At 33.3% G+C, this 14,888-nt stretch carries 9 protein-coding genes; all 9 read right to left on the bottom strand.

From position 1 onward, the window contains the following. Nucleotides 1-5: 5 nt before the first annotated feature. The 9 genes from CLU83_RS04990 to CLU83_RS04950 all read right to left on the bottom strand — a co-directional run bounded on the left by CLU83_RS04990 (nucleotide 6) and on the right by CLU83_RS04950 (nucleotide 14,876). Nucleotides 6-3,083 carry a TOMM system kinase/cyclase fusion protein gene (locus CLU83_RS04990; protein WP_100430593.1) on the bottom strand — a complete coding sequence of 1,026 codons (3,078 nt, stop codon included), beginning with the start codon at nucleotides 3,081-3,083 and terminating at the stop codon, nucleotides 6-8. A 31-nt stretch (nucleotides 3,084-3,114) separates the two neighbouring features. Next, the gene (locus CLU83_RS04985; protein WP_100430592.1) at nucleotides 3,115-4,050 is read right to left on the bottom strand and encodes an FHA domain-containing protein; all 936 of its coding nucleotides are present in this window, start codon (nucleotides 4,048-4,050) and stop codon (nucleotides 3,115-3,117) included. A gap of 622 nt (nucleotides 4,051-4,672) precedes the next feature. Continuing rightward, on the bottom strand, nucleotides 4,673-5,422 hold the full coding sequence (locus tag CLU83_RS04980; RefSeq protein ID WP_100430591.1) for a phosphatase PAP2 family protein: 750 nt from the start codon (nucleotides 5,420-5,422) through the stop codon (nucleotides 4,673-4,675). 211 nt (nucleotides 5,423-5,633) lie between these two features. Further along, nucleotides 5,634-6,215 (bottom strand): PAP2 family protein, encoded by a 582-nt coding sequence (locus CLU83_RS04975; protein WP_369828751.1) that lies wholly within the window; start codon nucleotides 6,213-6,215, stop codon nucleotides 5,634-5,636. 53 nt (nucleotides 6,216-6,268) lie between these two features. After that, on the bottom strand, nucleotides 6,269-9,328 hold the full coding sequence (locus CLU83_RS04970) for an efflux RND transporter permease subunit (RefSeq protein ID WP_100430590.1): 3,060 nt from the start codon (nucleotides 9,326-9,328) through the stop codon (nucleotides 6,269-6,271). Nucleotides 9,329-9,394: 66 nt separating this feature from the next. Continuing rightward, nucleotides 9,395-10,312, bottom strand: coding sequence for an HlyD family efflux transporter periplasmic adaptor subunit (locus CLU83_RS04965; RefSeq protein ID WP_157802000.1), 918 nt, complete (start codon nucleotides 10,310-10,312; stop codon nucleotides 9,395-9,397). 1 nt (nucleotide 10,313) lies between these two features. Then, complete coding sequence (locus tag CLU83_RS04960) at nucleotides 10,314-11,552, bottom strand: TolC family protein (protein ID WP_100430588.1); 1,239 nt, start codon at nucleotides 11,550-11,552, stop codon at nucleotides 10,314-10,316. A 22-nt stretch (nucleotides 11,553-11,574) separates the two neighbouring features. Next, nucleotides 11,575-12,600, bottom strand: a complete 1,026-nt coding sequence (locus CLU83_RS04955) for a YncE family protein (RefSeq protein WP_100430587.1) — start codon at nucleotides 12,598-12,600, stop codon at nucleotides 11,575-11,577. 803 nt (nucleotides 12,601-13,403) lie between these two features. Then, entirely contained in the window at nucleotides 13,404-14,876 is a 1,473-nt protein-coding gene (locus CLU83_RS04950; RefSeq protein WP_100430586.1) for a glycoside hydrolase family 32 protein, read from the bottom strand. Nucleotides 14,877-14,888: the final 12 nt, after the last annotated feature.

Here is a 14,888-nt window from a genome sequence, read left to right as displayed (position 1 = left end):
TTCTTCTACGAGTTGACCAGAGCGACCAATGATTTCTGATTTATTGTTTTGATTTTGACAAGAAAATAGAAAAAAAGAAAACAATATAAAGAGAGTGCAACATCGGCAGATGTAAATCCACTGGTATACAGCTGAGTTTCTCCAAGCAAATTATAGATCCTTATTTTTGATTCCACTTTTTCATTTTCATTTTGAATGGATTCAACATAATTCAGAGCCTTAGACAAATAGAAGACTGTATCCAAATACGCACCCGTTTTTTGACGACTTACTAATGCTGAATCGAACCAATATTTCTGAGATTTTTCAAAATCCGTAGCTTGTTCGTAATGAAATGCTATAATTTGTAAAGAGATGTCTTTTTGTATATTACAATTTTTCTCTAAAGTTTCGGCTATATTTTTATGAACCACTTTTCGATTGGTACTTACCATTCCATCATAAGTAGCATCACGAATTAAAGCGTGACGAAAAATGTAATTTTCCCCTTTAACTCTTCGCTGACGATAGACTAAATCCGAATTCAGTAACAAATTTAAATCACTTTGCACTGTTGCTTCGTCTTTTGCTGAAGCCTTAATAAGTAACTCATAACTAAATTCTCTTCCAATAACAGCTGCTAATTGTGCTGTTTCTTTCGCTAAGCTCAATCGATCTAATCTTGCATTCAATAAATCTTGAAGAGTCGAAGGTATTAACTTGGTATCAATATCTTCCACCAAATCATATCCCCCATTGTCCAACACAACGTAATTTTGGTCAACCAACATACGGGTCAATTCTTCTACATAAAGAGGAATGCCGTCTGCTCTTTCGAAAATGTATAGCAACGCTTTTTCACTAACAGATTTTCCGTCCAGACTTCCTTCTACTAAAAGCTTAACAGAATCTTCCGAAAGAATTTCAATATTTATCTGAGAAAGGCAATCCAAGTTCCAAGGGTTCACAAATTCAGGTCTTGCTGTCATTAATAATAAATAATGACCTTCATTTGTGTCTGATAAAATATATTCAATGAAGTCTGCACTAGTTTGATCCAACCAATGCAAATCTTCGACTACTAAGAGGAAGGATTTTTCATTATCCAAAAAGAGTAAACATTGCTTTAAAGTTTGAAATAAAAGTTGTTTTTGTTTTTCAGGTGATGCTTGACTTACAGCACATTCTTTAGGTATCGGAATTGACAACCATGAACACAAAAGAGCCAAGGTTTTATCTACCGAACATCCTGTTTTCTCTAATACTACTTTCAAGCGAGAAATCGCTATGTCTTTATCCTCAATTCCTGAGATTCCACAATGATTTCGAAGCATATGTAGGAAAGGATATAACGCATTATTCTGATGTTCTGGGAAACAACGACATTCACTGACCCTTCCATCAACAGAACGTATTTCCTTTTTTACTTCATAAACCAATTTTGACTTCCCTATTCCTGCCTGTCCACTTATAAGTACAGAACTATAGCTTTCCATACTATTCAGCCATAATTGGAGTATCGTTTTTTTTTCGGCATCCCTACCAATCATTTCCTTATCAGCACTCCATGGTCGCAAAGAAGATAAAGCTTCTGTTTGCCGCTCTCCAACTAACTGATACGTTTCTATCGTTTCACAGCCATTCGAAAACCGAATTTCATCAACGCTCTCAAACTCCAAATAGGGTTCCAATAATTTTTTGGCAGGCGCACTAACCAGTACAGATCCCGAAGCAGCCATGTACACCAAATCAAAGGCCATATTGGGTACACTTCCCTCTGGTAAATTATTCCGTTGGACTAAAACTGTTCCTGTGTGCAAGCCCACTCGAATATCTATGCTAATACCCTGCTGCTCCATCAATAGAGCATTCCTTTTTTTTACTGCCGTAGCTATTTCTAATGCCGTTCTTCCAGCCCTTCTTGCATCAGTGTCACTTGATTCAGGATAACCAAAATAAACTGCCAAATTATTCATAAAGGTTTCCGAAACATATCCACCATATCGAATCGCAATATCTTTGCACAAGTTCAACTGATCCTTTTGAATAGTATCCAAAGTCTCCAAATCCAAATGCATTCCTCGAGAAACTATTAAATTGAGCTTGAGACAAAGTATTGTCATTTGTTTTCGAGCTGCAGTCACACCACTCCAAACTATCTCATCGGCAACAGTAAAATCCTGATAATCGGCAATAACATTCTTTTGCCTATCAATGTCCCCTATCAAGGTATTGAAATTAATTTGGTCAAACTCTTCCAAAACAGTTTGCGCGTTTTCTGCCCTATTCCTAGGGTTTTTCTCCAAAACCCTTCTTAGTAAACTCGCCAAGGGATGACCAACAATCGAAGGAGGTAACGGTACACTCGAAGCCATTAACTGTTTCTGGAACACTTCGGCAATAGAGGCTCCACCCATCACCGGTTTACCGGTTAAACACTCAATAACGATAAGTCCCCACGAATACAAATCTGATTTTACAGTAGACGGTTCTCCCCTCAATTGCTCAGGCGCACTATATGTAGGAGTCCCTAATACGTCTTGTTCAACAGTTAAATCCTGATAATCTATAGAACGGAAATCTTGGAAAAAAGCTCCAATACCAAAATCTAAAATCTTTACATGATTTTTAGAACCCCATTTTGAAACCATAATATTATGAGGCTTCAAATCCCTGTGAACGATTCCTTTATTATGGGCGCAAACCAAACCATCAAGCACTTGTCCCATTATGTTTGCCATATCGGAAGCCGAAAGATACTTGTTACGTAGAATATACGAATTTAAGGTTTCTCCATGTACATATTCAAATACAGCATAAGGTTCTCCACTATCTGAGCATCCTTTGTCAAGAAGCTGTACAATGTTGGGGTGATATATTTCAGAACACAATTGGGTTTCTCGCTCAAAACGAGCCAATTGTTGCTTTTTCTTATGTTCTGTTATACCTCCGTGAATCTTTAATGTTTTTATTGCAACAAATTTACCTGTACTAATTTGTTCCGCCTTAAAAACCAATCCGCAACCACCCTCTCCGATTTTTTCAATATATCTGAAGTTATCAATTACTTCTAGTTTAATCACAGCCAAAGATGTGTTTTCCATTTATCAACAAAATTTATTATAAAATAATACATTATGAGCATTCTAATTCGTTTTCAATTTTAAAATTGGGCATTCCAAAACGTAATTTTCCTTTTTTCCTTTCTATAATATCCGAAAACAAATAACCATAAGGTGTTAATTTCATCAAGTTCTTGCGTAAACGACAGATTAAGGTATTGATATAATAATCATCTACATCCATTAGTAATTCTTTACTCAAAGCTTTTCTTAAATTTTCTAATTGAACCCACCCACATATTGATTCAATCAGGCCGCTATCTAAATCCTGTTGTTTTGCCTGAACCAAATGAAGCAACAAATGGTTATAAACACGAACTCCCAAATCTAGTATCAAATCATTTATTTTTATTCTTGAGGAAATGGTTTCTTGATCCATGCTTAAAAAAAAATGGAAATAAGCATTTTCAGTAATATCAATATTCATATTGGTATCAGCTAAACATTCATTCTCTATAAACTCATATTCTTTTCCATCTAAGCAATATAGTTTTCCATGAACAAGAATAGTCTCAGTTTCTCCATCATCGATCAACCAGTTTCTATGTTTGTTATGAAATAAAGTCCATTTCGGGTTATCTTTATCCGGAAGCATTAATCCTTTTCCTAAATCAATGAATTTATGATTACATTGAATATCTTTTAAATAACTATTGGGTCTATCCAAATTAATAATTTTCCATATTCCCGTTTCATTATTTGCAAACTGTATAAAATCATTTATTTCTAATTTTTTTGTTGAATGATGTAAATGGGAGTTATTTACTTTTGTGCCATTACTGCTAAAATCCGTCAATTGCCAATGATTATTCTCCCAATAGATGATAGCATGTTTGCGGGAAACAGTGTTTTCTTCGAAACAACTTATATTATTTTTGTCTCTTCCTATTGTATGTTGGCTATGAAGAATTAATTCTTCTCCATTTAACTCATTTCTAACTATTGCCATTTTTAAAAGTAATTAGTTTAGTATTGGTTTATAAAAATTATTAAATAATCCGAATTCATATCTAATAATCATTGCAGGATTCGAGTAACAATTGCAACTTTTACCAGCAAAAACACTAACAAAAAAAGAAAATCAAAAAAGCCTCCCTATTTCGTTTTTATACTCTAAAATATCAAATAACGCGATCAAGGATAGAAAAAAAAGTTCCCGATTTAATTAAAAACAGAAATGTCTTTTAATTAATTTGTTTTAAAATCTAGACACTTTAATATTTAAGGTATATCCAAAACACTTCTAAACATCCAATTATTCGGACTAATACCTTAAAATTATAAAAAATTACTTAATAATTTATGAAAATTATAAAAATATTCAAGAAATACTTAAAAACAATCCCGCAATAACGATAAGAAAGATTTAAAAACACCTCTTAAAGGAAGTTCTCCGTCTAAAATAGTTCTTGCTTTTTTCCATTCATTTATTTTAGTTTGAACTAACTGGATATACTGACTTAGTGTGGAGATATAGTTAAGAATAAAATGATATCCAAATTGCATAAATCATTTTAATATCGACATGATTTTTTTATAAATGCTTATGTTTTTAGGGTTACAAAAAATAATTAAAAGCTCTTAAGTCTTATACACAAATAGAATCCATATTGATCGTTGTCCACTTCAGGTATAAGAGTAACATTCTTTGTTTTTTCAAAAGGGTTCCATTTAATAATAGGATCAAAAAAATAGATAACTTCTGTTACCAAAATACCTATTCCGGCACCCACTAAAACATCTGAAAGCCAATGTGCATTATTCATTATCCTTAACCCTCCAGTAGTAGTTGCAAAAACATAACCGCTATAGGCCAACAATGGGCTTGTTCCTTTAAACTCCTCAAACAAGATAGTCGCATTAGTAAAAGCAGAAGAAGTATGTGCAGAGGGAAAAGACTGACCATCAGATGAACCATTCGGTCGAGTTTTATAAATATGATTTTTTAATTTAAAAGTAATAAAATCGGTTATAACAATGGATAAGGTCAGATTTTTTGCCTGGTCAAACCAATGATTTTTTGCCTTTACTCCCATTACATCTGCAGCATAAAGTTCTACAATCGGCACATATCTGGTATAATTATCAACCGTGGTACTAAAATCATTCCCAACGACATTTCCAACATCTTCTTGAAAAGACTTTTCGAAGTTACTGTTACTAATCAAAATGCCTCCTGCGATTAAAGAAACCGGTAAAATACATATTTTTAAAAAATCTTTTTTTTGTCTTGATTTAGAAATTATAGTATCTGTTTGTGCGATAGCCGATATTGTAAAGGACAATAAAATAGTAGCCAAAAAAAGTTCTCTAATTCTCATAATTTTAATTTAGGGTGAACTACTTCATTGATTCAGCACTTAATAATTTATTACCAGACCACAACCTAATTGCTTCCCATTATAAAAAGGCGTTAGTAATGTTGTGCTGTTTTTCTCTTTATTGTTAAATATTTTTTTCTTGATATAAGATTAATCAAATAAGCGATTTTCGTGCTTAAAATACCTATTCCGGCACCCGCAGCAACATCTGTTAACCAATGCCTGTCATTCTATATTCTGAAAAGCCCTGTTCCGTGGCAACAACATAACCTGAAATCCCGTTCCAAATAGATTTGTCTTTGTATTCCTGCCATAAAAATTCAGCTCCGGCAAAAGCGGTTGCTGTATGTCCTGACGGAAAAGAATTATTTCCATAACCGTCTGGTCTTGGAACTTTCGTAATTGATTTAAGGCCTAAAACGACGGTTGACATAATAATATAGGAAGTAGCCAATATTATTGAGCGATCCTTCAGATTATTTTTTCCTTTTATCCCAGCTGCATTCAGTGCATAAACCGAAACCGCAGGCGCATATTGTGAGAAATCATCAATAATAATTGTCTCATCAATATGTTCATTTACTTCTTCTTTAATTTCAGAATTAAAATTTTTTATCTGATCACTTGCAAGACCTATAAAACCATATCCAATTAATACAGTTGGAATAATAAGCTGTTTGTAATTAAATTTTAAGTTTCCAGGAGTATCTGTTTTCGAGACTATATCTGTTTTTACTTCTTGTGCATTTATAGTTGCAATACTAAACAATGAGAATAGAATTATTTTTAACATTAGATTTTTTTATAATTATAGATTGATTCTTAATTCCTTTATTTTTTTGGAGATTAAACCATGTCAAACATCTTAGGTCTTCTTTCATTTTTAAAAACAAAACACAATAAACTCGGTAGTACCACCAGCAGCAAAGGCATTGCAATAATAAATCCTCCAATTACCGCTATCGCCAAGGGTTGATGCAATTCTGAACCAGTTCCAATACCAATTGCCAAAGGCAAAAGTGCAATTATGGCTCCTAAAGCGGTCATTAATTTGGGACGCAATCGAGTTGAAATTGAATAAATTATTGATCCGTTTACATTTTGAGTTAATTTGAAAGTTTCTCGAAATTGAAGAAAGGTGAAAATCGCATTTTCGGCGATAATACCCACTATCATAATGATTCCTGTGTAACTTCCAACATTCAAAGGTGTAGCGGTTATAAAAAGTAAAATATAACTTCCTGCAATTCCCAAAACAGAAATCAAAAGAATAACTAATGCAATTCTAAAATCTCTAAAGAGAAATAAAATAACACCAAAAACCAATAATGAAGAGGTAATTAAAATCATCAATAATTCCTTGAATGACTGCCGCTGATCTTTATAAGCTCCACCATATTCGATATAATAGCCATTTGGCAAATGAATAGTAGAAGTAACTTTAGCTTGAATTTCTTGCATCACACTTCCTAAATCTCTGTTGTCCAATCGTCCTGTAACCACACTCATCATTTGTAGATTTTCGCGTTCAATTTCGGCTACTCCTTTTTGAACAGAAATAGTAACCAAACTTGTAATTGGAATAGATTGTCCATTGGGCAAAAATATTTTAAGTTGTTTGATATCTTCCAAACTTCGTTTTTGTCCATTGGCATAAATCATTCGGATTGGGGTTTGCTTTTCATTTTCTAATAAACTGCCCACTACATTACCCTCCAAAGCGGTTTGCATTTGAAATTGCAAATCAGTAGGTGTAATTCCATATTGAGCCAATTGTGCGTAGTTGGGCTGAATCGTAATTTCAGGTCCTGCTAAAACAATTCCATCAAAAACATCTGCGGTTCCTTTTACTTTTTCGACAATTCCAGCTATTTCTTTAGTAATTCTTTGCAATTCAGTTTGGTTTCTTCCATATATTTTTACTTCAATTGGAGAAACCGAACTCATCAAATCACCCAACATATCACCAATAACCTGGCCAAAATCAATACGCAATGCAGGCTGTGTCTCTTCTACTTTGGCTCGAATTTCATCAATAACATCATTACTGGTTTTACTTCTTTCTTTCTTTAATTGAATTAAATAATCCCCTCGATTGGGTTCTGTGATAAAAAAACCCATCTGTGTTCCGGTTCTGCGACTATAGGCTTCCACTTCCGGAACTTTTATGATGATTTTCTCCACTTCATTAAGCATTCTATCCGTTTCTTCAAGTGAAGTTCCTGGAGGACTTTCATAATCCAAAATGATACTTCCTTCATCCATTTCGGGTAAAAAACCAGTCTCTAAATTGGGCAAAATAATAAAAATAGAAAGCACCAAAACAATACAAAATACAATACTGATAATAGGTTTTGAAATAAAATAAGCAACCCACTTTTGTGTTTTTACCTCGTGAGTCTGGATTCCTTTTTGAGTTCCATTTGCTGTGCTTTCATTTTTGGTAAGCAACAAATAAACCACTGGAAGCAATAGCCAAGTAACAAAAAAAGAGCAAATCAAAGTAATAATCATGGTATCTGTCAGTACTTTAAAATAAGAACCGGCAACTCCACTCATTAATACAAAAGGGATAAAAATCACAATAGTACTAATCGATGAACCCACCATTGCAGGAAATAAATAATGAATTGCTTTTTGTAAAAGAGTCACCGTGGGTTCTTCGGGATGTTCTTCGTGTGTTCTGTGAATTTGTTCAACAACAACAATTGCATCGTCAATTATCAATCCCAAAGCTGCGGCAATAGCTCCCAAAGTCATAATATTGAAGCTATTTCCCGTGAGATACAAAACAATTAGGGTTAAGCCTAAAGTAACCGGAATAATGATTAAAATAGTGGCACTGGCTTTAGCCGATTTCAGAAATAAAACGGCTACAATTATAGCCAACAACAACCCTAATAACAAACTATCGGTAACACTTTTTACAGCATCGTTTACAAAAGTTGCCTGTTCATAAAAGGGTTTTATTGTAATTCCGTTAGGCAGTATCTTTTTTAAAGATTCTAGCTTTGCATTCATATCAGTAGTAAGCGTAATCAAATTGGCATTGGGTTGTTTGATTACGGCAACCAAAATGCTTTCTTTACCATTGGCATTGACTTTAATGTATTCTTTGGCCTCTTTAATTTCAACAGTAGCTATATCTTTTAATGTAATAATTCCTTTGCCGTTATTGACAATTACAAGGTTTTCCAGCTCCTCTTTTTTATCGACTTGCGCATCGGTAATGGTTAAATACAAATAACGATAATCCGATAAATAGCCATTCGATTTTATAAAATTGGTTTGGCTTAAAACTTGTGAAATCGTATTTGGCGAAATGCCAAGAGAAGTCATTTTTTCAAAATCCAATGACAACCAATACTCTTTTTCTTTTCCTCCAATGATTCTAATTTCAGAAACACCATCTATTTGCGATAGAAAGGGTTTGATAGTAAAATTTGCAATCTTTTTTAACTCAATGGGAGACATTCCTTTGCCTTCAATGGCGTAACCAATTACGGGAAGAATTGAAGGATTCATTTTTTCAACCGTAATTTGAGTATCTGGCGGTAGATTATTTTGGATTTGGCTAATCTGCTCTTCAATGCGGGTTTTGCTCAAATCTATATCGGCATTCCAATCCATAAAAGCCGAAATTTCACAACTCCCACGACTGGTGGTAGTGCGAACCGATTTCAAATCTTGAACTTTCTTAATGGCGTTTTCAAGTGGTTTGGTAACCGTTATCATCATTTTATCAATGGGTTGCTGTCCCGCATCGGCAATGATTTTTATTTTCGGAAAAGTAATCTCAGGAAACAAACTGGTTTGCATTTTGGAATACGCGAAAAAGCCACCCAAAATAATCAGGAAAATAATTGTGCTTAATCCGTTTCTATGCTTTACAAAAAAATTATTCATTCTTTATTTTTTTAAGCCACAGATTTAAAAGATTAAAAGGATTTTAAAAATCTGTGAAAAAATTTTTTAATTTTTAATCACTTTAACCTTAATCGTATCACCCACTCCGTAATTTCCGGTAAGCAAAATTTTATCCATTGGTTTTAAAACAGGCGAAAGAATTTCAACTTGATCTTCCGTTTGAATTCCTTTTCGTATCGGAACTTTTATTGCTGTATCGAAGTTTATCATTTTCATTATCCAAAAATTGGTTTCGGTTTCATCGCTTAAAACAGCCAATTTGGGCAATGAAATAGATTTGTTGCTTGATGTCTTGGTTATTCTCACTTTCACGATTAAATTCTCTGGAATATCTTGTTTGCCGTTTATTTTCAAAACTATATTTTGCGTTTGTGAACTGGCATCAACCGTTGGCGAAAATTTTTGAACTGTCGCTATTCTCGTAGAATTATCAGGTAAGACAACGCTTAGCTGCTGACCAACATAAATATATTTTTTCAATTCATAGGGTAAACTCAAAACAATTGCAAAACTCTTGGCATCATTGATAGTAACCAAAGCATCTCCGTCCTGCACATAATCGCCTTGTTGCACATTGACCATAGTTACTGTTCCATTGGTATTAGAAAGTACCTTAATTGCTCCGCCAAAACTCAAAGTCGGATCTATTTTATTAACGGAATTCCCTAACACTTTTGCCTCACGTGTTTTGATCGAAAACAATTCCTGTCCATTGCTAACAAAATCGTTTGTTGCCACATTTACAGAATTCAAATAACCCGTTGCGTTGGCTTTAATGACGTTTTTTACCAAATAAGAAGCCGTTGCATTTAAGTCAATATAACTTTGCAGACCTGTGGTATCAATTGAAGTTAAAGTAACTGGAACGCGAACATCTGTTGGCTCTTCGGCTGTGGGAGTCTCTTTGCAGGAGATAATAAAAACTGAAATTAGTATATAAATAGTAAATGATTTCTTCATCATATTAGTCATTAGAAATCCAATAATTGATTTCGTTGATAAGTAGCAATTTGTTGATTTTATTCTGAGAAATTGAATTATTTAGCGCGATAACATTGCCAATCGCAATTACAAAATCTGTGATCTGTGCATCACCGGACAGCAATAATTTTTTATCCACTTCAATAAGCGCATCGGTTATCTGAAGCTGAGATTGCAATTGATTTCCAGTTTCAACTGCTTGCTTCAATTTCTGATTAAGCATCAGTAATTGCTGTTGGTATTGCTTATTGAAATGTTTTTTATAAGCCAAATTAGTAGCTACGGCTTGCTCATTTTTTTGATGTTGCAATGATCTTTGGTTTCCGTCATAAATAGGAATTGACATTCCTAGTCCAACACTAAATCCGAAATTTTTATACGGTTGATACTCAAAACTGGACAAATAACCCGCATCACCAAGCAAGGCCAATGTTGGTTTATAAGCATTGTCAATTAGTTTACTCTGATTGACTATTTTCAAACTATCAACTTCAAATTGCTTAAAGAAAATAGTTTTTTCGGGACTTGAAATGGTTTTTAAGCCAATATCTGGTCTTGTCAAACTAACAAAAGTAGTATCAGTTTCGCCTGATAAATAATTCAGCATTCCCAAATCGTTTTGATATTGTTGCTTCAGTTGTAAAACCTGTAATTCTTGTTGCTTTACCGATGAAAGAAAAATTAAATAATCGGTTTGTTTATAAATGGAATTTTGGGTTAACTTTTTCAGCGTATTGGCGCCGTTATTCAATAATGCTATCATTTTTTGATTATACACTATTTGCTCAGCACTTCCAAAAGCTGTGATATATTGGTCAATAATTACTTTATTCAAATCTTTGAGAGCGATTTTTTTATTTAAAACCAAACTCTCTTTTAGAATTTTGAAACTTTCTGCTTGTGAATTTGCAATATTCTTGCCAATTATTTTTTGATTAATACCAACCAAACCCGAAACGGATTGTCCATTAGTTATAGCGGCATCATAACCAACTCCATTGATAACTGGAGCATAATTTGCATTCAGATTTCCTGTAATCTGTGCTTTATAAGTTGCTCTATTAAGCAAACTATCTATAGTATTGGATTGAATTTGATTGGATAAATCTTTTAACAGAGGCGAATTATTTTGTGCCTTTTCCATATAAAACCGCAAGTCTTTTTCTTGCGAAAAAGACTCTAGACAAATTAAGCTAAGAATGTAAAAAAAGATGATTCTCATTAACTGAATTTATAAAATAAAATTATTTTTTACTATTACTCGCTACAACCAAAACCACTGAAGAATCGGGAACAATAGAAGCTCTTGGATTAGGATTTTCGGTAGTAGGCTTTGGTTTTTCACCAAAATCAGCTGTGGTCAAATATAAATCGCCACTAGTTTTGTTTACGGCAATAGTTCTTGCTCCTTTTTGAGTTTTTACCGTTTCAAGAACCGAAAATTTATTTGCATTTTGTTCTTTTACAACCGTGATTGTTCCTTCACCATTAGAACTAAAAACAAGTTTCTTTTTGGCATCAAAAGCAACGCCATCACAACCATCACCAATAGGCAGTGTTTTGATGACTTTTCCGCTTGAAGCATCAACAACAATCATCAATTTATTGCCACAAACCGAAAATAATCTATTGGATTCTAAATCAATGGCCAAACCAGAAGGTTCATCGCCAGGCGCAATACTCCAAGTTGCAATTACTTCTAATTTAGCTGCGTCAATCGTTTTGATTTCGTTTTTATCTTCAATATTAACATAAATCAAACCTTTAGTATTGGTAACCGAAAATTCAGGTTTACCGCCTAATGGAATCGTTTTTACAACTTTATTCGTAATTGCATCCATAACGGTTGCATCATTTGTATTGGCATTATACGTAAATACTTTTTGAGAAAATTGATCATATAAAACGGCATCTGGCTTTTGACCTTCTATGGCAACTTTTTCAATTAATTCAAATGTTTTTAAATTAACAATAGTAACCGCATTGTCTTTGCCGTCAGTTATAAATGCTTTGCTTAAATCGTTAGCAATCGCAATGCCGTGAACTCCTTTGGTATCAGGAATTGTAGCTATGGTTTTATTGGATTTTAAATCGACAACATTTACAACGTTCCCGTGAGAAACGAATAAATGTTGATTAACATCATCAACAGTAAGATAATCCCAGCCTTCGTTACCGGTAATATTTATTTTCTTTGCTAATTTATAAGTTTGACAATAACTATTTGAAATACAAAAAATAAGAAAAAGCGATAGGATAGTTCTCTTCATGGTAAAATACTTAAAGCAAAAAACCATTGCTGATTTTTTCACTATTATTATTTAAGAATTTATTATAGCCAAAGTTGCAAATCGATTTTGAAGAAATATTGAATTTTTAGAAATGGATCACAAAAATGTGGAGATTATCTTTGAAATTAATAATTAAAAAATCTGAGTTAGTGTCGTTTTTCATTCCTTTTATATGGATACTGTCTACGGAAAGTGAATTTTTATTCACATCAGTTACTATTCTTCGAATTTCCTTCTGCTGCGCATTGACAAAGAGAAAAAAGAAGAAAAAACAAAAGGTTGCAAAGCTATAATTTGCATGTAATCGTTTCATTTTCATCATGGTTATTAAAATTTATTGGTTGGTTAATTAATATTAAATTCAATATTTTCCAATAACACTACTTTTTTTCCTGCATCAGAAACAATACGAAGAGCAATTGAAAAACTATTATTTGTGCAAAAAATGCAATATTTATCTAGCCCCAAAATCAAAAGAGAAATTGGAACCAAGTCAGAAATAATTGTGCTAAGAATACAATGTACTGAACTTCAAAGACCTGTTCAGACACCATTAGTTAATTTGCGAAAGCGTAAGATATTAATGTACTAGATTACTGCTCCTTGCCAAATAGCATGTAAAACAATAAATAAAAAGAAAAAATGAAATTTGCATTTGCTTGTTCCGCTGGCAAAGAAGAACAAAGGGACAAATGCTATGAAATAATATATTCAAATAATAGTAATAAACGCACTTTTTACATACTATTCTGTTGATAAGCACAATAAATTCAAAAACGAATTTATCTCCAAACAGATTTAAGAGTCCAGGCTGAAAAATTCATTCTTGTTCCATTTTCTTTCGAAAACACCTCAATACCAGTTTGTGTTTCACTTGGATAGGTTAATAATGTAAAGACATCTTTTCCTTGATTTATAAACAGTTCTACACTCGATTTATCAACAAAAATATGCATTCTCAATTTTCCGTTTTCAGAAGAAACTTTTGCACTGGTTTTACGGGCAAACTTCTCTATAAAAACGTTAGAGCAATTGGTACGGTCAATCTCTAATAAATCATTTTGTGTATTATAGCTAATTGAAACTTTTCTGCCCTCTCCAACACAAAGGTTAAAACCAAACACGTTTGGTTTCTTTGTTGAGAAAACAACATCTAATTCATATACATTCTCTTTCGGCATAAATTGAGGTAATTTATGTGTACCCTTTTGTAGTTTCTGACTAAAAATAACGGGAGACACTCGAAGATCTTTTAAATTTTCTTCAGGTTTTTGTATCATCCGAAGTCCCTCCGGATATGTTTTTAATTCCAAATCACGAGGAATAGACCAAAAACCCTTTCCCCAACTTGAAGGAACCGATAATGCATAGTCCCAAGTTGCTATCCATCCCAAAGATGGTGTTTTTTTTAATGTATTATCATAGTCCCTAAAAACGCGAGAGGCATAATAATCCAAACCTTTATCTACATACAAGGGATATTTTTCATCATCAACCTTAAAGCTTTTCCCGTCAAAATCTCCGATAAAATATTGCTCTCGAGCCCAATCAATTGAAACAACCATTACCCACTTTGTATTGTTGGGATTGCCATCAATATTTAATTGAAACAAATCGGGACACTCCCATACTTTATCTTGAGCACCTGCTGGACCAAAGTCACTTAACCATACCCATTCTTTGAGATTAGTCGATTCGTAAAATTTAACTTTTTTCTCTTTTGCTTTGGCGACAACCATAATCCATTTTGAAGTAGGTTTATACCAAAATATAGTCGGATCACGAAACTCTTTACTTTGAAGGTCTATAACAGGGTTATCTTTGTAATATTGAAATGAATTCCCATCAGTACTATATGATATCCCTTGAGATTGATTTTCTGAAATTTTCGTAAATATTGTATAAACGGCTATCCAAGCATTTTTGCCAAAACCTGTCGAATTGATTTTGTCAATGGCTACTGAACCAGTAAAATAGCTAATAGTGCCATCATCCCCTGTCAACACATTATCAGCAGTTTGTTGATAGTGAACTAGATCTTTTGATACTGCTTTTCCTCGTCCAAAGGTATACAAATGATACTGATCCTGATAGTAAATTAATCCGCAAGGATCACCAATCCATCCATCAATAGGACTGTAATGGTACTGTGGTCTATAAGGCTCTTGACGAATAACTTTCGCAACTGTTTGGGCTGCAATTGGACTTGCCAGCATTATAAAAATTAATGCAGATAATAAATTTATATTTTTCATATTATCATATTT

This window comes from Flavobacterium sp. 1, from assembly GCF_002797935.1.
Classification (GTDB): Bacteria; Bacteroidota; Bacteroidia; order Flavobacteriales; family Flavobacteriaceae; genus Flavobacterium.
This window is presented reverse-complemented; position numbering and strand designations above follow the sequence as displayed.